We start from the raw sequence: 22,037 nt of genomic DNA on the forward strand, positions 1-22,037 counted from the left end.
CCGATCAGACGCCGAAGATCTCGCGCCATTGCTCGCGCACTTCCGGCACGCCCTTCTCGGCGTCCTCCAGGCTGGGCGCGAGCATCGTCACCTGGTCGAGCGGGCGGGAGCCTTCGGGCGGCGGCACGTCGGGGCGGATGCTTTCGTTGAACAGCAGGCGCACCGCCTGCGACAGCGCCGGCCCGGTCTGGAATTCCTGGAACAGCTTCGCCGCATTCGGATGCGGTGCATTGGTCGGGATCGCCGAGGGCGACAATGCCGCGATCACGCCCTCGGTCGGGTAGATCAGCTTCAGCGGATTGCCGCGCGACGCCGCGAACAACGTCGAGGCCGATGGCACCGCCACCCCCACCGCGCGCTCGCCCGCCGTCATCATCGTGACGGGGTCGATCGAGGAGCGCCCGACCTGCGGCTTGTTGCGTTCGAATCGGCGCAGGTAGTCGGCGCCGAACATGGTGCGCATCTGCAAGGCCCACAGCCCGATCGCGCCGGAGAAGCCGGGATGCCCGACCGCCAGCTTGTCCTTCCACTTCGGATCCAGGATGTCGGTCCAGGATTTCGGTGCATCGGCTTCCGACACCAGCGTGGTGTTGTGGCCCATCAGGTAGATGCCGAGGAAGGAGGACTGGAAATAATCGTCCGGGTCCGGTTGGCGCAGGATCGGCAGCAGCCCATCCGCATTCACCGGGCGGAACTTCACCAGCCGGTTCTGCCGCTTGAGCTGGATGTAGTGCCCGCCATTGGTCGAGGAGAACACGTCGCACTGTCCGACGCCGGCCCGGAAATCCTGCGACAGCCGCTGGAACGCGACCTGGGATGTGGAACGCACCACGTTGCAGCGCACGCCGGGGTAGCGTTCGTTGAAGGCACGCCCGGCAGCTTCGGATGCATCCGCGCTGTACTGCCCGGTGTACCAGGTGATCTCGCCTTCACGCTTCGCTGCTTCGTACAGCGTGCGCTCCTGGTCGTTCATCGGGGCCTGCTGCGCCCACGCCTTGCTGGATGCGGCCGCCCAGGTCGCAAGGGCGAGCAACTGACGCCTGTCGATCAGGAACATCCGGCTTCCTCCCGTCTATGTCGCGCGCCGGCCGCCTTTGGCGGTCACGTCGCGTCGTGGTTCGTTCTTGGACAGCGGGGACGTTGCCATCGCACCCCGGGCCTGTAAACCATGGAGGCAGGGAAAACCGGGAGAAAACGCATGTCACTGATGGATCGCATCGGCATCGATGTTGGCCGCAAGCTGAAGCTGGAAGACGCCATCGAATGGGCCGCGCGCAATGAGGTCCGGCACATCGATATCCAGCTCGACACCGGCGCCAACGCGGTGACGCTGTTCGATGAGGCACGTTGCCGCGCAATCAGGCAATCCGCCAAGACGAATGGCGTGCACATCGCGCTGCACACGCTCTCGGCGGTCAATGTCGGAGAATACTCGCCCTTCCTGTCGGATGCCGTGGACGCCTACATGCGCGCCTATATCGAGGCGGCACCGAAGCTCGACGCGCAATGGATCGTCGTCCATGCCGGCTACCACTTCACCGCCGATGTGCCGATGCGCATGGAAGCAGGGCGCGACCGGCTGCAGCGCATGGTGAAGCACGCCGAGCAGCACGGCGCGCTGCTGCTGCTCGAGAACCTGAACCGCGAGCCGGAGAATGCCGAGGTCCACTACCTCGCCCATACGATGGAGGAATGGCGGTACTATTTCGACGCCATCCACTCGCCATGCTTCGCGCTGTCCTTCACCGCCAACCACGCGCACCTGCTGCCGCCAGGCGTCGCGGGATTCGTCGCGGACATGCCGCTCGATCGCGTGAAGGAGGTCCGCCTCGCCGATTGCTGGCGGAACGGATACGAGGAGCACCTGGTGCCAGGCCAGGGTGACTTCGATTTCGGCGCCATGTTCGCCCTGCTGGAAGGACGGGGCTACCGCGGGGCCTATACCAACGCCTTCGGGACGCTGGACGACATGCAGGCGGCGCGCGCCACCATGGTGGCGCAGGCGCGTGCCGCGGGGGTGACTGTCGGTTAGAGCGGATCGCGTTCAGATGGACTCATCTGGACGCGTGAAGATGCGCTCAAGACAATAGGCTGGAGCCCGTGGCGTGCGCGCATGCGAACGCAGCATGCTCCGGGCCGATCCCGATCAGAGGAATCACCTGATCGGGTGATGATGCTCAAAAAAAGCCAGGGTCGCTGCCGTGAGCCAGGGCGACCGGAACGGGCTCTATAGTCCCTCCAGCACCACCTTCCCGATCATCGTCCCGGATTCGACCAGCGCATGCGCCTCCCGCAGACGCGCGGCGGACGCGGGGCCGAGGTTGCGCGTCATGGTGTGGCGGATGCGGCCATGGTCCACCATCTCGGACACCGCGTTCAGCAGGTGGTGCTGCTCGACCATGTCCGGCGTGCCGAAGATCGGCCGGGTGAACATCAGTTCCCAGTGCAGCGACACCGATTTCGGCATCAGCTGCCGCGCGTCGATCGGCGCCTGGGATTCGATCAGCACGATCGCCCCCTGTGGTGCGACCGAAGCGACGATCTGATCCCAGTTGCGCGCCGTCGTGTTGGTCGAGAAGACATAGCGCGGCTTCACCCCGATCACCTTGAGCTGCGCGGCGATATCCTCCCGGTGGTCGACGACGTGATGCGCGCCGAGGTCGCGGCACCAGGCCGCCGTCTCGGGCCGGGACGCGGTGGCGACGATGGTCAGCGCCGTGCGCTGGCGGGCGATCTGGATGACCATCGAACCGACGCCGCCGGCGCCACCGACCAGCAGCAGCGCCTGGCCCTCGCCAGCGCCTTCATGCAGGCCAAGCCGGTCATGCAGCCCTTCCCAGGCGGTGATGGTGGTCAGCGGCATCGCTGCGGCTTCGGCGAAGGACAGCGACTTCGGCTTGCGTCCGACGATGCGTTCATCGACCAGCTGCAATGCGGCATTGCTGCCGGACCGGTTGACCACGCCAGCGTAGAACACCTCCTGCCCGGGCTGGAACAGGGTGCACAGCGGCCCCACCGCGCGCACCACCCCCGCGGCATCGAAGCCGAGGATGCGCGGCCCGTCCTTCGATTCCTCGCTGCGACGGCGCTTGGTGTCCACCGGGTTGACCGACATTGCGCGGACTTCGACCAGCATGTCGTGGCCGGCGGGGTCCGCCGGGGCCGGGATGTCGAGGTCGAGCAACGCCTCCGGATGGTCCGCCGGGTGGCACGCCGTGAAACCGATCGCCTTCATCGCATCCTCCGCATCGTTGCGAAGGATATAGGGCGATTTCAGCCGACGCGCAGCAGGGTCGGTCCGTTGTCGCGCAGCCAGTCCTGCGCCGCCTCGCGATGCGACGTCAGCGTTTCGACATGCGCCCAGAAGCGCGGGGAATGGTTCAACTCGCGCAGATGCGCGACCTCATGCGCGACCACGTAGTCGAGCACCCAGCCGGGCGCCATCACCAGGCGCCAGGAAAAGGCGAGCGTCCCGTCGGGCGCGCAGGATCCCCAGCGGCTCTGCGTGTCCTTCAGCCGCAGCGCACGGACAGTCACGCCCAGCGCGGCGGCGTGGCCCTCTACCAGGGTCGCGATGCGCCGCTTGGCCTCGGCGCGCAGGAAATCCTTCACGCGCCGGGCGAGGAATTCCGGCCGGCCCGAGACGATGATCGTCGCGCCATCGATGAAGGCGCCGCCGCGCGCATCCGGATCGTGCCGGATCACATGCGGCCGGCCGCCGATCAGCACTTCCGCGCCGGGCGCCAGTTCGACGGCGGGACTCAGCGCGGTGAGGCGCTGCATCACCCAGGCGGCATGCGTGGTCAGCAGCGCCATGCCGGCGCGGCGCGCGGTGCGCATCGGCAGCGTCACCACCACTTCTCCCGCACGCGCATCGATCCGCAGGCTCACGCGCCGCGCGCGCGCCGAACGATACCAGCGCACGGGACAGCCGACCGGTGCGCCGAGCACGCCGGGATGCAACACGATGGTTTCCGAATCGGGCAAGGCCATGCGTGTAACTTGGCGCAGCACCCATGGCCGGTTCAACCGCTTGACAGAAGAAGAAGCCGCGCGACCACATGCGCGTCATGCACGATGCGTTGCGTCCGTTGCCGCCGCTGCTGCTGCTCGGCACGATCTGGGGTGCTACGCCCGGCTTCGTGAAGTCGCTCGGCGCCATCGGCTGGCCACCGCTGCTGATCGCAGCCTGCGCGGCCGCGGGCAGCGCGCTGATGCTGGTGCTGCTGTGCCGGATGCGCGGCCTGGCGCTGCCGCTGTCGCGCGCGCATCTGCGCCACTACGCGGTGTCCGGGCTGACCGGCCTGGCCTTGGCCAACCTGGTCGGCTTCACCGCGCTGCTGCATGTGCCGGCGGGATTCTTCTCCCTGCTGGTGCCGCTGTCGCCGATGCTGACGGTGCTTGGCGCGGCGCTGCTCGGCATGGAACGTGTCACGCCGCGACGGATCCTGGGCACGGTGCTGGGCCTGTCGGGCGTGCTGCTGGCGATGGCGCCCGGGGCGGCGCTGCCCGATCCGGCGATGCTGCCCTGGGCACTGTTCGCGGCCCTCACGCCGGTCTGCTACGCGGCGTCGAACCTGATGGCGGTGCGGCTGGCGCCGCGCGACACGCCGCCGCTGGTGCTGGCGGCCGGCACGCTGACGGCGGGGGCCATCGCGTTGGCCATCCTTGCCGTGGTGGGCGGACAAATCCGTGCGGTGCCGGTGCAAGGCGTGCCGGTGTCCGCGCTGCAGGCCGTGGCGATGGCAGCCGCCTTCATGCTGTATTTTCGATCGCTCGGCGCGCATGGCGGCGTGGTGACGTCCCAGGCCGGGTACATCATCACCATCACGGGCATCGCATGGGGGTGGCTGCTGTTCGACGAGAGGCCGGGATGGCTGACCATCCCGGCCGCGTTGCTGGTCTTCGCCGGGCTGGCGTTGGTGACGCTGCCCGGCCGGCGCCTCAGCCGATCAGGTGCTTGAGCTCGGTCTCGACGAAGGAGAACGGCGTGTCGCCGGCATTGACGACGTTGTGCTCCATCCCCGCGGCGCGGGCATAGGCAACGCCTTCCTTGATCTCGGCCGTCGCCGTCTGCCCACCGGGCAGTTCCAGCAGCATCTTCCCGTCCGAGACCGGCACGACGACATAGGCCATGCCATGGCGGTGCCAGCCGGTCTCCGAACCAGGCGGGAAATCCCACCGGGTCACGCGGACATTGTCGTCATCCACCTGCACGGTGGCGATGGCGGGTTCGCGGCAGCGCAGCGGTTCGCTCATCACTCGGCCGCCTTCGCCGTCACCATGCCGGGCAGCGGGATCGCGCCGGCCGCGGTCCAGGCGGCCCACACCTTGTCGCCCTGCTCCTGCGTCAGCGGCAGATGCGGCGGACGGATCACGCGCCAGCCGGCATCGCCGGTGCTGCGGGCGATGATCTCGCGCAGGCCCGGGATCAGCGGCACGGAGGTCGCGGCACGGCGCGTGGCCGTCAGCGTCGCCTGCGCGGCATCGGCTTCAGGCCCGGTGCGCTTCGCATAAACGATGCCGCCCCAATGGCTGTTGCCGTTCGACGCGGCGGTGATGCAGCCCGCGCCACCTTCCGCCAGGATCTGCTGGAGGAACTCGTCGCTGCCGGAATAGACCTCGAACCCATCCGCCGCGAAGGCCTTCACCATCGCCAGCATATTGGCGTAGTCGCCCGACGAATCCTTCACGCCGTTGATCGTGCCCGGGAAGGCCTTGATCAGCCGTCCCAGCAGGTCGAGCGTGAACGGCACCGCCGATTGCTGCGGGAAGTGGTACAGATAGACCTTCACCCCGCCGCCGACGCGCTGGATCACCTCGGAGAAATAGGCGAACAGCCCGTCATCCGACGGCGCCTTGTAGTAGAACGGCGGCAGCATCAGCACGCCGGGGCAGCCGGCGTCGCGCGCATGCTTCGTCAGTTCCACCGAATCCGTCAGCGACGCGCAGCCCGTGCCCGGCATCATCTTCGCCGCCGGGATGCCGCGCGCGATCAGGCCTTCCAGGATCGCCTTGCGTTCATGCAGGCCGAAGGAATTGGCCTCCCCGGTCGTGCCGAGCACACCCAGGCCATTGCACCCGTTCGCCAGCAGCCAGCGCGCATGCGCCGCCATGCGGTCCAGGTCGGGCGTCAGGTCCGGGCCCATCGCCGTCAGCACCGCGGCATTCACGCCGCCATAGATCGCGTTCTTCATCCGGCTCTCCTGCGGTCCTTCGCCCCGGGCGGCCAGCGGCCCGGCCAGGCGACGACATGGTCCTGAAAATCCTCGGCATCGCGTTCCGCCACCGTGCGGCCACGCACCGAGATGCCCGCTTCATGCACCGTTTCCGCCCGCCCGGAAACCAGCGGATGCCACCAGGGCAGATCCTTGCCCTCCGCCAGCAGGCGATAGGCGCAGGTCGGCGGCAGCCAGTCGATCGCGACGACGCGCTTGGGCGTCAGCTTCACGCAATCCGGCACGCGCGTCTTGCGGTTCGCGTAGTCCTTGCACTGGCAGCTTTCGCCATCGAGCAGCCGGCACGCGACATTGGTGTAGGCGAGGCGATTGGTGTCCTCGTCGCGCAACTTGTGCAGGCAGCAGCGGCCGCAGCCATCGCACAGGCTTTCCCATTCCGCGCGCGTCATTGCGGTGAGCGGTTTCTCACGCCAGAAAGGAGGGGAGTTTGTCACAGGGGCAGTTTAGACCGGGCGATGGTTGGGCTCCATGGGGTCAAGGGGGCGTCGCCCCCTCGAACTCCCCCACCAGGGGGCTACGGCCCCCTGGACCGCGGATCACTTGGAGACGGATGACCGCGGTCGGCGCCAAGAAATCGCATTCCAAAGGCCCGTTGGCCTTTGGTGGTGGCCCGGAGGGGGCGACGCCCCCTCCGCCTTCTACCGCGTCCCGCGCGGCGGCGTCGGCAGGTTCTCCGACTGCACGCGCGGCGTGCCCGCATTGCCGGGCGCCGGGGTAATCACCTCCCGCGGTGGCGCCGACCCCTGTGGCGTGGGTGTCGCGGCAGGCGCTGCCGAGGCGGGGGCCGCATCCGACAGCCGCATCAGCGCCGCCCGAAGCGGGTCGCTGCCCGGATTATGCGCCGCCATTTCCACCACCACCTGGCGGGCAGTGGCATCGCGGCCGAAATAGGCGCGGTTCCACTCGGTGCGCGGATCGAGGTAGTTGCCGTCCAGCGAGACGCCGGCGAACAATCCGCGCGCCCGCGCGATGGTCACGATATCCGCGCCCACCGCCGCCGTCGTCGAACCGGAGATGCCGCGCCCGAGCGTGCCGAGCGCCACCCCGGCATCAGCGCCGAGCCTGAAATGGTGCTCCAGCAGCGCCTCCAGCGCCTTGTCGTTCATGATCAGCATCAGCACCTGGGCATCCTGCACGCCGGCCTGGAAGCCGATGGACCCGCCACCCATGGTGAAGAAGGCGGGCGAGGACCAGGACCCATTGCCATCCCGCGCCACCAGGACGCAGTCGCCGCCCTGCCCGCCGAAGATGAAGCCGGCGCGGAACACGCGCGGGCAGATCATCGCCGCGCGCGACCGGCCAAGCAGCGAGCGCGCATCCGCCGTGGCCTCGCCGAGATCCATCACTTCCGTCAGGGCAAGCGTCGCCCGATCGACCAGCGATTGCTGTTCTGTTTGAGCCAAGGCTGCCCGCGGCCCACAGGCGAGGCCCAGCGCGGCGAAGGCATAAATCGCGAGACGGCGCATGAACCCGACCCCCCAAGTCATTGATGGGACGCTGTTCTAGCCGGTGTTGCGGGGCAAGACAAAGGTTTCGCAATGGCAGAATCGTGAAGCGGGGCTTTTGAGGCGCCCTCAAATGGCGGGCATGGCCCCATCCGGGCCGCCGATGGCGCCGCTCGCATTGGTGTATCGGGGGCGGCCGGCGGTCGCGCGTCACGTTCGGGGAACGTGGCAAGGCCGCTTTCCGCGGCGCGGATGCCGCCTGCATGGCATGGATCACCCGGCTGGGGATGCACGCGCAGCAAGGAAGGTTTCCACATGCGCAGTCGAGCGCTAGCCGCGCCTGGGAACAGGCGGGGATGTTCAGGCGGCGTCGGCCGGTGGTGTCCAGGGTTCCTCGTTGACCGCGGCGACGCGCCAGGACGGCCCGTGCTTCTCGATGCGCGTCAGGGACAGGTTCTTGATGCTGAAGATCAGCGCCTGGTCGGGCGTCAGCCCCATCGCATGGGCCAGCGCGGCGCGGATCGACCCGCCATGGGCGACGATCACGATGTCCTGGCCTTCCAGCAGCGTCGCCATGCGTTCCATCACCGCAGCGACGCGGGCCTGCACCTCGCGGAAGGATTCGCCGCCGGGCGGGTGCTCCTCCCCGCCATGCGGCCAGAACGGATGGGCGGGGTGGGTCAGCAGCGCGGGCAGCGCCTCATGCGGAATGCCTTGCCACTCGCCGAGGTGCTGTTCCGCGAGGTCGGGTTCGGCCTCCAGCGCGGCTTCGGGATACCCGGCGGCGAACACCGCCGCGGCGGTGTAGCGCGTGCGCGACAGGCTGGTGACGACCCAGCGCGCCGGTTGCGGCAGGCGCCTGGCGAGCCAGCGATACGATGCCGCTTCCTCCCGCAGGGCCAGGTCGCACAGGGCGACATCCATCGAGCCGTAGAGAACGGCGCGGGCGGAAGGTTCCACCAGGGCGTGGCGGACGAGGAAGAAGCGGGTCGTGGTCACGCGGGACGCTGTAGCCCAGCCGGGCGGGGCTGGGGAGGGGGCACGGCCACGCTATAGTCGCCCCATGGACATCACCCTCCACACCGCCTGGACCCCCGGCGCGATCGGCGACATCGCCGCGCTGCACGCCCGCCACTACGCCGACAGCCATGGCTTCGGCGCCTTCTTCGAGGCGAAGGTCGCGCGCGAGCTCGGCGATTTCATCTTGCGTTTCGATCCGGCGCGCGACCTGTTCCGCTGCGCCACCGGGCAGGGCCGCGTGCTCGGCTCGCTGGTGCTGGATTGCGGGGAGGACCCGGACTCGGCGCATCTGCGCTGGTTCATCATGGACCCTGCCCTGCGCGGCCGTGGGCTCGGGCGGCGCTGGCTCGACGAAGCGATCGCCCTGGCGCGGCGCATCGGCGCGCCGCAGATCCATCTGTGGACCCTGGCGGACCTCGATGCCGCCGCGCATCTGTATGCGGCGGCGGGCTTCACCCTGACCGACGAGGTCGAGGCCGAGCAATGGGGCCGGCGCGTGATTGAGCGGCGCCTGGTGCTGCCGCTCACGGCCTGATGTCGAACGACTCTTCGCGCTCCCGCCCGGCCCGCATCGCGCGCGGCGCCGGTCAGGCGCGGCGGATCAGGACCATCATGCCCATGGTCACGCGACCGGCTGCGCCACCGCCGGTCGGCGGAACAGGATGTCGCCAAGGTCGAACGTCGTCGAACCCAGCGGCTCGATCGCGGGCTGGTCCTGCGTGATGTAGCGCTCGACGCCATGGGTGTTCGGCACGGCCCAGGGCTCGAAGCCGGCCTCGCGGAACCATCCGAGGAGGTCGGCGGCCGACAGCCCCAGCCGCCCCAGGCTCGCCGTGTTCACCTCGACCAGGAACTCGGTGCGTGGCCCGAAGCGCGGCAGCAGGTCGCGGATGCCGGCGACCACCAGGGCCTCCGCGCCCTCGACGTCGATCTTCACGAACCGCGCGGCCAGAAGGTCCTCGGTTGGAACGACGTCACCGAGCGGGTGGCCCGGGACCATGGCCTCCAGCCCGGCGTTGCGCTCCGCGGCCTCTGCGGCGATCACCGTGGACTGCCCCAGATTGTCCGGTGCGCTCAGGTAGATCGGCACCTCGCCTTCCTTGTCCAGGATCGCGGCATGGTGGACGACGACGTTGCGCAGCCCATTCCGGGCGATGTTTGCGCGCAGCATGCCCAGGATGCGGGGGGATGCCTCGATCGCGTGGACGCGGCCCGTATCGCCAACGATGCGGGCGGCGAGGAGCGTGTGCGTGCCGATATTCGCCCCGACATCCACGACGATGTCGCCGGGGAGCAGGTGCTCGGCCAGATAGGCGGTGATCACCGGCTCCCAGACACCGAAGAAATAGAGTCGCTGCTGGATGAGATCACCCAACGGCCCCTTGAAGCGAAGGCCATGCCGCGTCGTCGCCTCGACCATGAGCGGGCGCCACGCCAGGTAGGGCTCGACAACATCCCGCCAGAGCGCAGCCTTGCCCCAGCTGGACGGCACCGACTGGAAGTAGAATCGACACATCGTGTTGGCGACGCTCAGGATTCCGCTTTTCATCGAAGCCTCCTGCCTGGCGATTCGGGCCGACATGGAACCGGCGCCCAGTCTGTCCGTCGCCAACCATTCGTCGCGGCCAGCATGGCGTGGCGCGCCGGGCCGAGGGAAGCACTTCGTTGGCGGCGCCTACTCCCCGATGTTCAACAGCGCCCCGCGCACCCGCGCGGCATGGAACTGCGCGAGGAAGATCCAAGCGGCAACGCCCATCCAGACGACATCGAGCACCACAGCCCAGACCAGGTGATACCAGGCGATGGCGCCCCCCACCAACGCCGCGCGCATGCCCTCGAAGACATGCGCAGCCGGGATGGCTAGTGCGACCGGCTGCAGCCAGCCCGGCAGGATCGCCACCGGGTAGAACACCGCCGCGAAGGGGGCGATGCCGAACATCACGCCCCAGGCCAGCGCTTCCGCCCCTGCGCCGTGGCGCAGGATCAGCGCGGTGACGGCGAGTGCCACCGCCCATCCCATCGCCATCAGCGCGAAGACATAGGCGACCAGCACCGGCCCCAGCGTCCACACCCCGAAGCCGTACAGGAAGAAGGCCAGCACCATCGCCGGGGCGACCGCGGCCACGGTGCGCAGCACGCTCATCGCCGCAAGCCCGGCCACCAATTCCCACGGCCGCAGCGGCGAGACGAACAGGTGCCCGAGGTTGCGCGACCACACCTCCTCGAGGAAGGAGATCGCGAAGCCCATCTGGCTGCGCAGCGTCACCTCCCACAGCAGCACGCCGCCCAGCAGCACGCCCGCCGCGACCGAGGCCGTATTGCCCTGCACCCCGGCCAGGTAGGCAGTGATGAAGCCCCACACCACCATCTGCAGCACTGGCCAGTACATCAGTTCCAGCAGCCGCGGCCAGGACCGGCGGTACAGCGCCAGGTGGCGGAACATCAGCCCCCAGATGCGCCGCGTGGGCGACCCTTGCGGCCGGCCGTGGAACGCCGACCCCATACCGATGCCGGTCACAGCGCGACCTCCCGATTCCGCCCGCGGGCGATGTCGAGGAAGACCTCCTCAAGGTCGTCGCGCCCGTAGCGCTGCAGCAGGTCGGCCGGGCTGCCCTCATCGACCGCCTTGCCGCCCTTCAGCATCACGACGTGGGAACACAGCCGCTCGACCTCCGCCATGTTGTGGCTGGCCAGCAGCAGCGATGCGCCGCTCTCGGCGCGGTACCGCTCCAGGGCGGTGCGCACCCAATCCCCGGTATCGGGGTCGAGGCTCGCGGTGGGTTCGTCCAGCAGCAGCAGCGCTGGCCGGTTGACCAGCGCCTTGGCCAGCGCGACCCGCGTCTTCTGCCCGGCGCTCAACTGGCCGGCCGGCCGCTGCGCCAGCTCCGTCAGGGCAAAATCCTCCAGCAACGTCGCGATGCGCCGCTTGCTGTCCGGTACGCCGTACAGATGCGCGTAGACGCGCAGGTTTTCCTCCACCGTCAGCCGGTGCGGCAGGGCGATGTAGGGCGACGAGAAATTCATCCCCGCCAGCGCCGCGAAGCGATCTGTCGCCATGTCATGGCCGAGCGCGACGACCCGCCCCGTGCTCGGCACCAGCAGGCCGAGCAGCATGGCGATGGTGGTGGATTTCCCCGCCCCGTTGCCGCCGAGCAGCCCCCAGGTCTGGCCCATCGGCAAGGTGAAGGACAGACCATCCACCGCCGGCGCGTCGCCAAGCCGGTAGGTCTTGCTCAGGTCCTCGACGAGCAGTGCCGGTGTTTGCATGACGCCGCATATCGGCCTTCCGGCGGCCAACGCCAAGCAGGCGGGGCGGCGGCGCGGGGTTGCCCGGCATCGCGCCGGAAGCGCCCGACACCCAGCCGCGTCACCGTTCATTACGCCCGGCGCGATCAGCGTGACGGCGTCCGAACCGATGGCCGTTGGCGGCGCGCCGTCGCACGGCGTGCGAACCAGGCAGACGGAGGGACGCCTCGGCGACGGGGACAAGAATGGCGTTCCCTATCGCCGGCTTTCCATCAACCGTCCCTGGAACTCGGTGATGCCCATTTCCCAGCCCCAGGCGATGGCGGCCGGACGATCGACTCCGGACAGCACCACGGCGTCGGCCTCGGCCGGGAAGGTGCTGCGCAGTGCCTCGGCCGCCGGGCTGCCGAGCGGCGGCAGCGCTTCCGACCACCGCAGCCGCAACCGCCCGATCCCTGCCCGCGCCGGCGGCAGGGCGAGCAGTGCCGACGCCCCCCCGGCATCCAGCATCGGCCGATGGCCCCGCGCCACCAGCAGGTCGCGGGCAAAGACGAAGCCCGCGGGGTCGATCGCCGCCTCCTCCGCCGCCAGCGCGATGGTCAGCCCGCCGCGCAGCGCCGCCGGCCACAGGGCATCCAGGCGCAGGAAATCCGGCGAGGTCACCGCCTCCACCCCCAGGGCCAGGCACAGCGGCCCGATGCCGCGCAACTCCTCGGCGCGCGCCAGCCCGGCGAGCAGCCGCCGGTCCAGCAGCCGCCGCAGTCGCCGCGCGAGCGCGGGTGCCAGGCCGAGCTGGATCCCTGGCAGCACCGCATCGCGCACATCCGCCAGGGACAGGCGCCGATCCTCGCGGAGCGGTTCCGGCGTGCCGCCGCCCGGGGTCAGCCGGAACACCTTACGCCGCCGCAGGAAGGCCGAGACATCCGCGGTGGCGAGCGCCCGTTCGGCGGCGGCGATGGCCGCGCCATCCGGGACCCGGCCGGCCGCCGGCGGGGCCGCCGCCCGCACCGCGGCGGTCAGGCCGAGTGCCTCCTCCACTGCCGCCAGCACCGCCGCAGCCTGGTCGGGCAGCCGCAGCAGGCTGAGCGCTGCGCCGGCCTCCCGCGGTTCCAGCATCTCCGCCAGGTTGCGCTCGGCTTCCGCCAGGTGATGGCCGGGCGGGGCCTCGATCGCGACAAGCCCACCACGCGGCAATTCGAAGATGCGCGTGCGGGAACTGCGGCGCAGCGCGTCCCAGGCGCCGCGCAGCAGGGCGACCTGCGGTTCGCGCCGGCGCGCCGGGGCCAGGCAGGCCGGGCGGAACAGCAGCACGCGGCGCTCGACCCCCGCGGCCACCGTCTCCCGCACCAGGCCGGCCAGCGCCACCGCACCGGCCGCCCCCGGCGGTGCGCCCAGGGCGCCGACAACCCTGACCTCGTCGAGGATCACGCCGTCGCCTCGGCCGGCAACAGGGCGGCGAGCAGCGGCGGTGCGCCGCAGCCGGCCCGCCCCTCGGCGGCGGCGGCGCCGCCGCGCTCGGCGCAGGTCTGCCGGGTGCAGCCGGCGGCCAGCGCGCAGGCCGACATGCGCCGCGCCGCGAGCAGCGCATCGATCCACGGGCCGGCAAACCGCGCGATGCCGAGCGCGACCCCCCACTCGAACGCCGGCGCCCCGTCGCAGCCGGTCAGCACCAGCCGCGCCGGATCGATTCGGCGCAACGATGCCGCCACCGCGCGCCCAGCGAGGTCCGGGGACCACCGCAGCAGCAGCAGGTCGGCCGGCAAGGCGTCGGGCGACAGCAGCGCCAGCGCGCCGGCGTCCAGCCCGCGCACCGCGAGCCCCCAGCCGGCCCGTCGCAGCGCGACGCGGCGTATGGCCAGGCCTTCGGCCATCGCCTCGGCGGGCGACAGGGTGGCGATCAGCGCCGGCGCATGGGTCGCATCCTCCTCCTGGCCTGCGGCCAACTGCGCGTCGGGCAGCAGTGACGGTGGCAGGTCGATCAGCAGCGGCACGGCGGGTAGGGCTCCGAGCAGCGCGTCGCGCTGTCCGGGTTCGGCCAGGATGCCGAGCAGCCGGCCGCGCAGACGGTCCCGCGCATGGCGCGCGAGGTCGGCATCCGCCGCCGCTGCGCCCAGGTGCGGCGCCAGCGCCCCGGCCGTCAGTCGCAAACGGAGCAGCGCCAGACGATGCGGCTGCCCGGCGGCCAGATGCAGCACGCCCTGCCGTCGCAGCAGGGCCGGCAGCGGTGCGGCATCGGCCAGAGCCTCGATGCCGGCGGCGGGCGGCGGTGTGGCCGCGGCGTTCGCGGCCGGTGCCAGGCCAGGCAGTGTCAGCAGCGTGGCGACGGCTTCGGGCAGCAGCAGGCTCTCCGGCGCGGCGCCGAGCAGCCGTTCCAGCAGCGCGGCGACACGTGCGCCATCGCCGGCCTCGGCCTCGGTCAGCAGCAGGTCGCCCTGGGCGGTTTCGAGGACGGCGCCGCCGCGCGGCTGCCCTGCCTGTTCCAGCAGCGCCATGGCAACGCGGCGGCGGGCCGGCAGCCCCGGTGCGGCCAAGCGCAAGGCGACGCGGCCCGGCGGCCCGCGCTGGGCGCGGCGCAGCGCGTCCGGCCCCGGGCCGGCCGGTCCGGCATTCGTCTCGGCGGCGGCGATTTCCTGCCGTGGCATCCCTGCATCCTGCGGAGGTGCGGCGGGACGGCCCGCGCACCGCGCCAGCATCCGTCCGGCAGGGTGAATGAAGCGTTGCGCAGAACCCCATCGAAATGGACGGGCAGATCGCCTATATTGCGGGGAATTCATGTTGGAGACGCCAAGACCCATGCGCCGTACCGCAACTTTCCTGACCGCGCTTGCCGCGCTGGCTTTTGTGCTCGCGCCGATGATGGCCGATGCACGGCCGGGCGGCGGCGGATCCTCCGGCAGCCGCGGCAGCCGGACCTATTCGGCCCCGCCATCGACGACGACCGCGCCGGGCGGCGGGACGCAGTTCAACCGCACGGCCACGCCGTCGCCGGCGGCCAGCCCCGCGACGCGCCCCGGCGCCGTACCGGGCGCCGCCCCGCAACGCGGCTTCTTCGGGTCCTTCGGCGGCGCGCTGCTGGCCGGCGGGCTGATCGGTGGGCTGCTCGGCTTCGGGCTGTTCGGTGGTGGCGCCGGCTTCGGCGCCGTGCTGGGGATGCTGCTGCAGATCGCGCTGATCGGCTTCGCCGTGATGTTCGTGGTGCGGCTGGTCCGCGCGCGGCGCGCGGCGACCGCCGGTGGCCCGGCGCCGTCCTACGCCTTCCAGGGCCAGGAACCGCCGAAGCAGTTTGGTGGCATGGGCGGGATGAAGGCGGCCGATCCGGTTCGCGCCGGGGGCCCGCTCGAAATCGGCCCGGCCGACTACCAGGGCTTCGAGCAGATCCTGAAGGATGTGAACGCCGCCTGGTCGAAGCGCGACCTGACCGCGCTACGCGCGGTCGCGACGCCGGAGATGGTCGGCTATTTCGCCCAGGACCTGCGCGATCTTGAAGCCCGCAACTGGCGCAACGAAACGCGCGACGTGCGGCTGGAACAGGGCGACCTGGCCGAAGCCTGGAACGAGGATGGCGAGGACTACGCGACCGTAGCGATGCGCTTCTCGATGCTGGATGCGACCTTCGACAACGCGACCAACAAGGTCGTCGAGGGCAGCACTACCGAGCGCACGCAAGCCACCGAATTGTGGACCTTCGTGCGAAAGGGGCCGGGGGGGCAGTGGATGCTCTCGGCGGTGCAGCAGTCCGCCGCGCAGCCCGCCTGATCCCGTTCCGACGGCCCATGAGATGGGCCGTCGGCGGCTACCTTGTGTCTGCCCAAGCGCCGGCGCGCCCATTCGGGCACTTGGCTTTGGCATCGGGCTGAAGATGAGGTGCCGGAGTGGCCGGCGCTTGGGGCTAGGCGCCATTGGCACCTCGGAGAGAGGCTCTGACCCTCTCCGAGCCTCTCCCCATCAAAGGCTTAAGGCCTTTAGAAACTTTGGTTTTGGCGCTGAACGCCACGGCTCGGTGCCGGGACCTTGGTGCCATCCCTGGCGCCCCTCCAACCCGACGCTGCCCCCCCGCAAAGCACCAGAATCCCGCGGTACAGGGACCCGTTGGTCCCTGGCGGGGTGGCTTGGAGGGGCAGCGCCCCTCCATTCGTCGCGCATATTTGGCCGCGCGCAGCCTTCAGCCTGCCGGGCACACCGCCCGCGCCGTTTCAGCCCCTGCGCCACAACGCAGCGGGAGGGGTCTTCGTCATCGTTCGAGAAAGGCGCGCACGGCGGGCAGCGACGCCTCGGGCGCTTCCTCCTGTGGCACATGGCCCAGGCCGGGCAGCAGGACCAGTTCCGCCCGCGGCATCACGGCCACCCAGTCCTGCGCGTGGCTGGCCGGGATCATGCGGTCCAGTTCGCCCCAGACCAGCAGTACTGGCATGGCCAGGTGGGGCAGCGAGGGTCGCGGGTCTTCCAATGCAGTCTGCGCCATGCGGTCGAGGATCGCGCGCCGCACGCCCGGCGCGCGCAGCAGGTCATGGGCGCGATCGACCTCGGCCTCGCTCATCCGCGTCGGGTCGCCATAGGCCGGGGCCAGCGTGCCGCGCACCATCGCGCGCGGCAGCACCCAGGGCAGTAGGCGCAGCATCGCCGGCACCGCCTCCGGCGGGCCATAGGGACGTCCCGGGCTGGCGAAGCCGTCCGGGGACACCAGCACCAGCCGCCGCACGCGCGCCGGCTGCGCCAGGGCGAAGCGCCACGCGATGCGCCCGCCCATCGAATTGCCGATCACATCGGCCTGCGCGACGCCGAGCATATCCAGCAACGCGGCCAGCACAGCGACCGAGCGCGCATCGCTGTAGTCGTCGGTCGGGTCCGCACCGGTCAGCGCGAAGCCCGGCATGTCGATGCGGATGACGCGGAAGCGTTCGGACAGCAGCGCCGCCCAGCCGTCCCAGCTGTGCAGGCTGGCGCCGAAGCCGTGCAACATCAGGATTGGCGGCCCGTCGCGCGGGCCGGTGTCGCGGATGTGCAGTGTGACCCCCGCGACTTCCATGAAGCGCGAGGGCGGGCCGGCATACGCGGCCCGCAGCGCGGCCTGGTCGCGGTCAGGCGTATACAGCCAGGCGGTCGCGCCTATCAGCAGCAGCAGCAGGGCGCCGCCGATCCAGGCCAGCACGCGCCTGGCCCGAAGCGTCACGTGCCGGCACAGCCCTTGGCGCGCAGCGCATCGACCACCCAGGCGCGGTCGTAGCTGCGCGCGTCGATCGCCGCCTGCGCCTTCTGCTCCTTGGCATTGTGCGCCTCGGCGAGGGCGATGACCTCGGCGGCCTCCGCACGCGGCACCACCACCACGCCGTCGGCATCGGCGACGATCAGGTCGCCGGGCATCACCACCTGGCCACCGCAGGAAATCGGGTGGCCGATCTCGCCGGGGCCGTCCTTGTAGGGGCCGGATGGCGTCGCGCCACAGGCCCAGAGGCCGATATCCATCGCCGCCAACGCATCGACGTCGCGCACCGCGCCATCCAGCACGATGCCCTGCACGCCGCGGGTCTGCGCATGGCCGATCATCAATTCGCCCATCAGCGCGATGGCCAGGTCGCCACCGCCGTCGCCCACGATGATGTCGCCGGGTTCGGCCATGTCGCAGGCGCGGTGCAGCAGCAGGTTGTCGCCGGACCGCGCCCGTACCGTGAAGGCCGGGCCGGCGATGACCTTGCGGCCGCCGAAGGGGCGCAAGCCGCCGCGCATGGTCTGCATGCGCGACATCACGTCGCCGATATTGGCGGCCGGCAGCAGCGCCGCGCGGGCGATTAGCGCCGGGGCGACGCGCTGGGTGACGGGGGCGATGCGGAAACCGATGGTCATGGAGCGGCGAGTCCCGGTGCTGGAAGGGGCACGCAATCCAGCACGCGCGGATGGAGGGCGCCAGGATGCCGGCGCCTGATGGAGGGGCTTTGCCCCTCCAGACCACCCCACCAGGGGCCGGCGGGCCCCTGGACCGCGAGGACCTGGCGCCGTGCATTGCGTCCGGCGCTTGTGCGACACGACGCAGCCGGCATCGGGAGGCCTGAAACCTGGCGTGCCGGACTCAGTCAAAACGTGTCGGTCCAACCGTGGAGCACGGTGCCAAGCGGAGGTTCCCAAAGGCCTCGAGCCTTTTGTGGGGTGAGGTGCAGGGAGGAGTGACGGCCCTCTTCGGTTCCTGATCTCGCGCTGCGAGCATGACGTCCCGCCCGCAGCCTAAGGCAGCACGATCCGCATCGGCCGTGGTGCCGCGCAGATCGTGACGGGCAGGCAGCCGGCGGCATCTCCATCTGCCTGGACCGGAATGCCTCCGCCGTCCAGCCGCACCGATTCCCCGCGCAGGATCTCCAGCCCCCGAAGCCGCGGCAGCAGCCCGAGCGGCAGCGCCGCGCCATATCGCATCGCCGCCAGCACCCCTGCGTCGCGGAACAGCGCGACGTGGAAGCCCTCCGCGCGAGGGTCGGCACCAGGTGCGAGCAGGAACCGCCCGGCATAGAGCCGCCCCTTCGTCACGATGACGCTCGCCGCATCCTCGATGCGTCCGTCAATCCCGGTGCGAATCGGGGCGAAGGGGTAGCGCGGCATCTCCCGCAGCGTCTGCCAGACATAGGCGCCCTTGCCGATCACCCGCTTGAGCGGTGTCGAAAGGCCGTGCACCACCGCCGCGTCGAAGCCGGCACCGAGCATCTGCACGAACAGCAATTCCCGCCCGTCCGCATATTGGGCGAGCCCCGGATGCAGCAGTGCCGTGCGTCCCATCGCCAGCACCGCCGCCGCCTGCGCCGGCGCGCGCGGAATGCCGAGTTCCAGCGCGAGGACATTCGCGGTGCCAAGCGGCAGCACGCCGAGCGCCGTCTCCGACCCGGCCAGGCCGTCCGCCACTTCGGCGATGGTTCCGTCACCGCCGGCGGCAACCACGATAGGCACGCCGCTGGCGGCGGCATCGCGCGCCAGTTCCACGGCATGGCCGCGGCGCGCCGTGTCCGCCACCTCCGGCCGCAGCCCGACGCCGCGCATCAGGTCGAGCGCGGCGAGAAGCCGGCGGCGGCGGCGCGCCCCGGCGGCGGGATTGAAGACGATCAGCATGCGCGTCGGCATGAGGCGGGCTTCTGGCAGCGCGACGGTGACGATTCCGCGTCGCTTCGGCGACCCTGCCATGACATGGCGCGGCGCCAACACCTTCCGCGGCACGCTTCATCCAAGATTCACGCGCGCGCACCGCCCGGCACGGTATCGCCCGCGCATCTGCAGCACGCCGCCGGGATTCGCGTGGAGACCCGGCGGCGCTCCGGAGACTGAGTCGGATGCACGAAGCCAGCCCCCGCCGCCGCTACCGCAGCATCTTCCTGTCGGATGTCCATCTCGGCACCAAGGGCGCACGCAGCGACTTCCTGGTGGATTTCCTCAAGAAGGTGGAATGCGACCGACTGTACCTGGTCGGCGACATCGTCGATGGCTGGCGGCTCAAGAAGTCCTGGTACTGGGACGCCGACCATGACGAGGTGATCCGCCTGGTGCTGCGCATGGCGCGGCACGGCACCGAGGTCATCTACATTCCCGGCAACCACGACGAGATGTTCCGCGACTGGCTGGGCCTCGAGGTCGCCGGCGTGAAGCTGATGCGCGAGGCGGAGCACACCGCCGCCGATGGCCGCCGCTTCCTGGTCATCCATGGCGACGAATTCGACGGCGTGATCCGCTACGCCAAGGTGATCGCGCATCTCGGCGACTGGGCCTATGACTGGGCGCTGACGATGAACCGCTGGTTCAACGCGGCGCGGCGTCGGCTCGGATACCCGTACTGGTCGCTGTCGCAGTGGCTGAAGCGGCAGGTCAAGGAAGCGGTGAAAGCGATCGACCGCTTCGAGACCGCACTCGCCACCGAGGCGAAGCGCCGCGGCCTCGATGGCGTCATCTGCGGCCACATCCACCATGCCGAGATGCGCACCGTCCACGGCGTGCTCTACATGAACGATGGCGACTGGGTGGAATCCTGCACTGCCCTGGTCGAGCACGCCGATGGCCGCTTCGAACTGGTGGACTGGGTGCAGGAGAACCGCCTGTCCTTCGCCCGTGCGCCGCGCCGCGCCGCCGCCGCGCTGCCGGCCGCATGATGCCGATGGATGATGCCGGCACGGCGCAAGCCGCGGACTGCATAGGCGCGCATCGTGGGCCGTTGCGCATCCTGGTCGTCTCGGATGCCTGGTTCCCGCAGGTCAACGGCGTGGTGCGCACCATGTCGATCGTGGTGGACCATCTGCGCGCCGGCGGCGACACGGTCGAGGTGATCGGGCCCGATCGCTTCGTGAACATCCCCATGCCCGGCTATGCCGAGATCCGCCTCGCGATCGCGCCGGGCCGCCGGCTGCGCAAGCTGGTGGACGCCTTCGCGCCGGAGGTGGTGCACATCGCCACCGAAGGCCCGCTGGGCTGGGCGATGCGCGCCTTGTGCCGCAAGCGCGGCTGGCCCTTCACCACCGCCTTCCACACCCGCTTTCCCGAATACCTGCATGCGCGCACGCGCATCCCGGTCGCCTGGTCCTGGGCGGTGATGCGCCGCTTCCATGAAGCCGGCGCGGGCACCTTCGCGGCAACGCGTTCGCTGCGGGAGGAACTGGCGCGGCGCGGCTTCACGAAAGTGCGCGCCTGGACGCGCGGCGTCGATCTCGCGCGCTTCCGCCCCGAACCGCGTGAGCCTTGGGACGGCCTGCCCCGCCCGGTCTTCCTCTATGCCGGACGTGTCGCGGTGGAGAAGAACATCGACGCCTTTCTCGCCCTCGACCTGCCGGGGACCAAGGTCGTCGTCGGGGACGGGCCGGCGCGCGAAGGGCTGCAGAAGCGCTTCCCGTCCGCGCATTTCACCGGATACCGCGACAACGGCAAGCTGGCGCGGTCCTATGCCGGGGCGGATGTCTTCGTCTTTCCGTCCCGCACCGACACTTTCGGCCTGGTGCTTCTGGAGGCACTCGCCTCAGGCACGCCGGTCGCGGCCTTTCCGGTGACCGGGCCGCTGGATGTGATCACGGACCCGCGAATCGGCGCGCTGGATACCGACCTTCGCGCTGCCAGCCTGCGGGCGCTGGAAGCCGATCGCGCCGCCTGCCGGGCGCATGCGGAAGCCTGGTCGTGGGAAGCCTGCGCGGCGCAGTTCCGGGCGGCGCTGGTGCCGGTGGGGTGACCTTTGCCCCATGCCGGCCTGGACATGGCGGGGCGTTGCACCTCCGAACCACCCCGCCAAAGGCCGGTAGGCCTTTGGAAACCGCCATCCGGCGCCGGGCGCCACGGTAACGACACGGCAGGCACGGCCGCCCCATGCCATGCTGGTCGTGTCCTGGGCGCATGCGCTGAGCGCCACATGGCCGCGCAACCGCGCCAGACACCTGGCCGCACGGCCAAAATGCCGTGACGCTTTGGGACCTTGGCATGGGCCCGGTCACTGTGTCGGTCGAATGCGCCGGGCGCCGCGACGTCCGGTGAAAGCCTGGCGACGACGGTCGCCGCGTGGCACCAAGGATCGCGGTCCAGGGGGCCGTTGCCCCCTGGCGGGGTGGTCCGGAGGGGCGGCGCCCCTCCGCTAGGGCCGCTGCCGTTCACCTTGGCTCACGGCAGAGGCCCTAGCCTCCTGCTTTTTCGAGCATCTTCACCCGATCAGGTGATTCCACCTGATCGCGATCTGCTCTGCGCCATCACCCGCTGATCGCCCCCGAAAGCCATGACTTCAGCGCGCCCTTGGGCATCGCGCCGACCTTCGTGTCGACCGGCTTGCCGTCCTTGAACAGGATCATCGTCGGGATGCCGCGCACCGCGTATTCGGTCGGCGTCATCGGATTCTCGTCGATGTTCACCTTGGCGACGGTCAACTTGCCGGCGAACTCCTCGGCCAGTTCGTCGAGGATCGGGCCGACCATGCGGCAGGGGCCGCACCATTCGGCCCAGAAATCCACCAGCACCGGGCCCGGTGCCTCCAGGACGTCCTGCTTGAAGGTGTCGTCGGAGACGGGCTTGGTCATGTCACCCATGGGGGGTCTCCATCAATGGAAGGGGGGCCGACGGCCCCCGGTTGCAATAGAGATCGGGTGTCTCCACC

Annotated in this window: 23 protein-coding genes; 6 read left to right on the forward strand and 17 right to left on the reverse strand. The window is 70.4% G+C overall.

Features of this window, described 5'->3' with window-relative positions:
• Window positions 1-4: 4 nt before the first annotated feature.
• Window positions 5-1,057, reverse strand: coding sequence for an extracellular solute-binding protein (locus AAFN86_RS24100; protein WP_347546125.1), 1,053 nt, complete (start codon window positions 1,055-1,057; stop codon window positions 5-7).
• Between the two features lie 141 nt (window positions 1,058-1,198).
• Here AAFN86_RS24100 and AAFN86_RS24105 point away from each other — a divergent pair, with 141 nt between their 5' ends.
• Window positions 1,199-2,032: a TIM barrel protein gene (locus tag AAFN86_RS24105; RefSeq protein ID WP_347546126.1), complete on the forward strand. Its 834-nt coding sequence runs from the start codon at window positions 1,199-1,201 to the stop codon at window positions 2,030-2,032.
• A gap of 195 nt (window positions 2,033-2,227) precedes the next feature.
• On the opposite strand, the gene AAFN86_RS24110 is transcribed toward AAFN86_RS24105, so the two are convergent.
• Both AAFN86_RS24110 and AAFN86_RS24115 read right to left on the reverse strand, forming a co-directional pair.
• Window positions 2,228-3,235: a zinc-binding alcohol dehydrogenase family protein gene (locus AAFN86_RS24110; RefSeq protein WP_347546127.1), complete on the reverse strand. Its 1,008-nt coding sequence runs from the start codon at window positions 3,233-3,235 to the stop codon at window positions 2,228-2,230.
• Window positions 3,236-3,273: 38 nt separating this feature from the next.
• Window positions 3,274-3,993: a SprT family zinc-dependent metalloprotease gene (locus tag AAFN86_RS24115; RefSeq protein WP_347546128.1), complete on the reverse strand. Its 720-nt coding sequence runs from the start codon at window positions 3,991-3,993 to the stop codon at window positions 3,274-3,276.
• Window positions 3,994-4,061: 68 nt separating this feature from the next.
• On the opposite strand from AAFN86_RS24115, the gene AAFN86_RS24120 reads away from it, so the two are divergent.
• The gene (locus AAFN86_RS24120; protein ID WP_347546129.1) at window positions 4,062-4,964 is read left to right on the forward strand and encodes a DMT family transporter; all 903 of its coding nucleotides are present in this window, start codon (window positions 4,062-4,064) and stop codon (window positions 4,962-4,964) included.
• On the opposite strand, the gene AAFN86_RS24125 is transcribed toward AAFN86_RS24120, so the two are convergent.
• The 5 genes from AAFN86_RS24125 to AAFN86_RS24145 all read right to left on the reverse strand — a co-directional run bounded on the left by AAFN86_RS24125 (window position 4,945) and on the right by AAFN86_RS24145 (window position 8,683).
• Window positions 4,945-5,259 carry a cupin domain-containing protein gene (locus AAFN86_RS24125; RefSeq protein WP_347546130.1) on the reverse strand — a complete coding sequence of 105 codons (315 nt, stop codon included), beginning with the start codon at window positions 5,257-5,259 and terminating at the stop codon, window positions 4,945-4,947. The genes AAFN86_RS24120 and AAFN86_RS24125 overlap by 20 nt on opposite strands.
• Window positions 5,259-6,197: a dihydrodipicolinate synthase family protein gene (locus AAFN86_RS24130; protein ID WP_347546131.1), complete on the reverse strand. Its 939-nt coding sequence runs from the start codon at window positions 6,195-6,197 to the stop codon at window positions 5,259-5,261. Before AAFN86_RS24130 ends, AAFN86_RS24125 begins: the two co-directional genes overlap by 1 nt.
• Complete coding sequence (locus AAFN86_RS24135; protein WP_347546132.1) at window positions 6,194-6,673, reverse strand: YcgN family cysteine cluster protein; 480 nt, start codon at window positions 6,671-6,673, stop codon at window positions 6,194-6,196. The genes AAFN86_RS24130 and AAFN86_RS24135 overlap by 4 nt, the downstream gene beginning before the upstream one ends.
• A 204-nt stretch (window positions 6,674-6,877) precedes the next feature.
• Window positions 6,878-7,705: a lipid-binding SYLF domain-containing protein gene (locus AAFN86_RS24140; RefSeq protein ID WP_347546133.1), complete on the reverse strand. Its 828-nt coding sequence runs from the start codon at window positions 7,703-7,705 to the stop codon at window positions 6,878-6,880.
• Between the two features lie 339 nt (window positions 7,706-8,044).
• Complete coding sequence (locus tag AAFN86_RS24145; protein ID WP_347546135.1) at window positions 8,045-8,683, reverse strand: histidine phosphatase family protein; 639 nt, start codon at window positions 8,681-8,683, stop codon at window positions 8,045-8,047.
• A 64-nt stretch (window positions 8,684-8,747) separates the two neighbouring features.
• Between AAFN86_RS24145 and AAFN86_RS24150 the strand changes: the two genes are divergently transcribed.
• The gene (locus AAFN86_RS24150; RefSeq protein WP_347546136.1) at window positions 8,748-9,239 is read left to right on the forward strand and encodes a GNAT family N-acetyltransferase; all 492 of its coding nucleotides are present in this window, start codon (window positions 8,748-8,750) and stop codon (window positions 9,237-9,239) included.
• A gap of 87 nt (window positions 9,240-9,326) precedes the next feature.
• Here the strand turns inward: AAFN86_RS24150 and AAFN86_RS24155 are convergent, their stop codons facing one another.
• From AAFN86_RS24155 to AAFN86_RS24175, 5 genes are all read right to left on the reverse strand, one after another.
• A complete protein-coding gene (locus AAFN86_RS24155) occupies window positions 9,327-10,253 on the reverse strand; it encodes an FkbM family methyltransferase (RefSeq protein WP_347546137.1) in 927 nt (308 codons plus the stop codon).
• Between the two features lie 126 nt (window positions 10,254-10,379).
• Window positions 10,380-11,207 carry an ABC transporter permease gene (locus AAFN86_RS24160; protein ID WP_347546157.1) on the reverse strand — a complete coding sequence of 276 codons (828 nt, stop codon included), beginning with the start codon at window positions 11,205-11,207 and terminating at the stop codon, window positions 10,380-10,382.
• Window positions 11,208-11,218: 11 nt separating this feature from the next.
• Window positions 11,219-11,971: an ABC transporter ATP-binding protein gene (locus AAFN86_RS24165; RefSeq protein ID WP_347546138.1), complete on the reverse strand. Its 753-nt coding sequence runs from the start codon at window positions 11,969-11,971 to the stop codon at window positions 11,219-11,221.
• A gap of 234 nt (window positions 11,972-12,205) precedes the next feature.
• Complete coding sequence (locus tag AAFN86_RS24170) at window positions 12,206-13,378, reverse strand: hypothetical protein (RefSeq protein ID WP_347546139.1); 1,173 nt, start codon at window positions 13,376-13,378, stop codon at window positions 12,206-12,208.
• The gene (locus AAFN86_RS24175) at window positions 13,375-14,592 is read right to left on the reverse strand and encodes a hypothetical protein (RefSeq protein ID WP_347546140.1); all 1,218 of its coding nucleotides are present in this window, start codon (window positions 14,590-14,592) and stop codon (window positions 13,375-13,377) included. Before AAFN86_RS24175 ends, AAFN86_RS24170 begins: the two co-directional genes overlap by 4 nt.
• Window positions 14,593-14,743: 151 nt before the next feature.
• On the opposite strand from AAFN86_RS24175, the gene AAFN86_RS24180 reads away from it, so the two are divergent.
• The gene (locus AAFN86_RS24180) at window positions 14,744-15,706 is read left to right on the forward strand and encodes a Tim44 domain-containing protein (RefSeq protein WP_347546141.1); all 963 of its coding nucleotides are present in this window, start codon (window positions 14,744-14,746) and stop codon (window positions 15,704-15,706) included.
• 475 nt (window positions 15,707-16,181) lie between these two features.
• On the opposite strand, the gene AAFN86_RS24185 is transcribed toward AAFN86_RS24180, so the two are convergent.
• From AAFN86_RS24185 to AAFN86_RS24195, 3 genes are all read right to left on the reverse strand, one after another.
• Window positions 16,182-17,120, reverse strand: a complete 939-nt coding sequence (locus tag AAFN86_RS24185) for an alpha/beta fold hydrolase (protein WP_347546142.1) — start codon at window positions 17,118-17,120, stop codon at window positions 16,182-16,184.
• Window positions 17,117-17,791 (reverse strand): RraA family protein, encoded by a 675-nt coding sequence (locus tag AAFN86_RS24190; protein ID WP_347546143.1) that lies wholly within the window; start codon window positions 17,789-17,791, stop codon window positions 17,117-17,119. Before AAFN86_RS24190 ends, AAFN86_RS24185 begins: the two co-directional genes overlap by 4 nt.
• Window positions 17,792-18,166: 375 nt before the next feature.
• The gene (locus tag AAFN86_RS24195) at window positions 18,167-19,048 is read right to left on the reverse strand and encodes a diacylglycerol kinase family protein (protein ID WP_347546144.1); all 882 of its coding nucleotides are present in this window, start codon (window positions 19,046-19,048) and stop codon (window positions 18,167-18,169) included.
• 206 nt (window positions 19,049-19,254) lie between these two features.
• Here AAFN86_RS24195 and AAFN86_RS24200 point away from each other — a divergent pair, with 206 nt between their 5' ends.
• Together AAFN86_RS24200 and AAFN86_RS24205 are read left to right on the forward strand one after the other, a co-directional pair.
• Window positions 19,255-20,064 carry a UDP-2,3-diacylglucosamine diphosphatase gene (locus AAFN86_RS24200; protein WP_347546145.1) on the forward strand — a complete coding sequence of 270 codons (810 nt, stop codon included), beginning with the start codon at window positions 19,255-19,257 and terminating at the stop codon, window positions 20,062-20,064.
• Between the two features lie 5 nt (window positions 20,065-20,069).
• Window positions 20,070-21,128 (forward strand): glycosyltransferase family 1 protein, encoded by a 1,059-nt coding sequence (locus AAFN86_RS24205; protein ID WP_347546146.1) that lies wholly within the window; start codon window positions 20,070-20,072, stop codon window positions 21,126-21,128.
• 508 nt (window positions 21,129-21,636) lie between these two features.
• On the opposite strand, the gene trxA is transcribed toward AAFN86_RS24205, so the two are convergent.
• Window positions 21,637-21,969, reverse strand: a complete 333-nt coding sequence (gene trxA, locus AAFN86_RS24210) for a thioredoxin TrxA (RefSeq protein ID WP_347546147.1) — start codon at window positions 21,967-21,969, stop codon at window positions 21,637-21,639.
• Window positions 21,970-22,037: the final 68 nt, after the last annotated feature.

This window comes from Roseomonas sp. CAU 1739 (assembly GCF_039839775.1).
GTDB lineage: Bacteria > Pseudomonadota > Alphaproteobacteria > Acetobacterales > Acetobacteraceae > Neoroseomonas.

Excerpts from the sequence above, each read along its gene's own strand:
- AAFN86_RS24100 (WP_347546125.1), bottom strand. The coding sequence starts at position 1,057 with ATGTTCCTGATCGACAGGCGTCAGTTGCTCGCCCTTGCGACCTGGGCG.
- AAFN86_RS24105 (WP_347546126.1), top strand. The coding sequence starts at position 1,199 with ATGTCACTGATGGATCGCATCGGCATCGATGTTGGCCGCAAGCTGAAG.
- AAFN86_RS24110 (WP_347546127.1), bottom strand. The coding sequence starts at position 3,235 with ATGAAGGCGATCGGTTTCACGGCGTGCCACCCGGCGGACCATCCGGAG.
- AAFN86_RS24115 (WP_347546128.1), bottom strand. The coding sequence starts at position 3,993 with ATGGCCTTGCCCGATTCGGAAACCATCGTGTTGCATCCCGGCGTGCTC.
- AAFN86_RS24120 (WP_347546129.1), top strand. The coding sequence starts at position 4,062 with ATGCGCGTCATGCACGATGCGTTGCGTCCGTTGCCGCCGCTGCTGCTG.
- AAFN86_RS24125 (WP_347546130.1), bottom strand. The coding sequence starts at position 5,259 with ATGAGCGAACCGCTGCGCTGCCGCGAACCCGCCATCGCCACCGTGCAG.
- AAFN86_RS24130 (WP_347546131.1), bottom strand. The coding sequence starts at position 6,197 with ATGAAGAACGCGATCTATGGCGGCGTGAATGCCGCGGTGCTGACGGCG.
- AAFN86_RS24140 (WP_347546133.1), bottom strand. The coding sequence starts at position 7,705 with ATGCGCCGTCTCGCGATTTATGCCTTCGCCGCGCTGGGCCTCGCCTGT.
- AAFN86_RS24150 (WP_347546136.1), top strand. The coding sequence starts at position 8,748 with ATGGACATCACCCTCCACACCGCCTGGACCCCCGGCGCGATCGGCGAC.
- AAFN86_RS24155 (WP_347546137.1), bottom strand. The coding sequence starts at position 10,253 with ATGAAAAGCGGAATCCTGAGCGTCGCCAACACGATGTGTCGATTCTAC.
- AAFN86_RS24160 (WP_347546157.1), bottom strand. The coding sequence starts at position 11,207 with ATGGGGTCGGCGTTCCACGGCCGGCCGCAAGGGTCGCCCACGCGGCGC.
- AAFN86_RS24165 (WP_347546138.1), bottom strand. The coding sequence starts at position 11,971 with ATGCAAACACCGGCACTGCTCGTCGAGGACCTGAGCAAGACCTACCGG.
- AAFN86_RS24175 (WP_347546140.1), bottom strand. The coding sequence starts at position 14,592 with ATGCCACGGCAGGAAATCGCCGCCGCCGAGACGAATGCCGGACCGGCC.
- AAFN86_RS24180 (WP_347546141.1), top strand. The coding sequence starts at position 14,744 with ATGCGCCGTACCGCAACTTTCCTGACCGCGCTTGCCGCGCTGGCTTTT.
- AAFN86_RS24190 (WP_347546143.1), bottom strand. The coding sequence starts at position 17,791 with ATGACCATCGGTTTCCGCATCGCCCCCGTCACCCAGCGCGTCGCCCCG.
- AAFN86_RS24195 (WP_347546144.1), bottom strand. The coding sequence starts at position 19,048 with ATGCCGACGCGCATGCTGATCGTCTTCAATCCCGCCGCCGGGGCGCGC.
- AAFN86_RS24200 (WP_347546145.1), top strand. The coding sequence starts at position 19,255 with ATGCACGAAGCCAGCCCCCGCCGCCGCTACCGCAGCATCTTCCTGTCG.
- AAFN86_RS24205 (WP_347546146.1), top strand. The coding sequence starts at position 20,070 with ATGGATGATGCCGGCACGGCGCAAGCCGCGGACTGCATAGGCGCGCAT.
- trxA (WP_347546147.1), bottom strand. The coding sequence starts at position 21,969 with ATGGGTGACATGACCAAGCCCGTCTCCGACGACACCTTCAAGCAGGAC.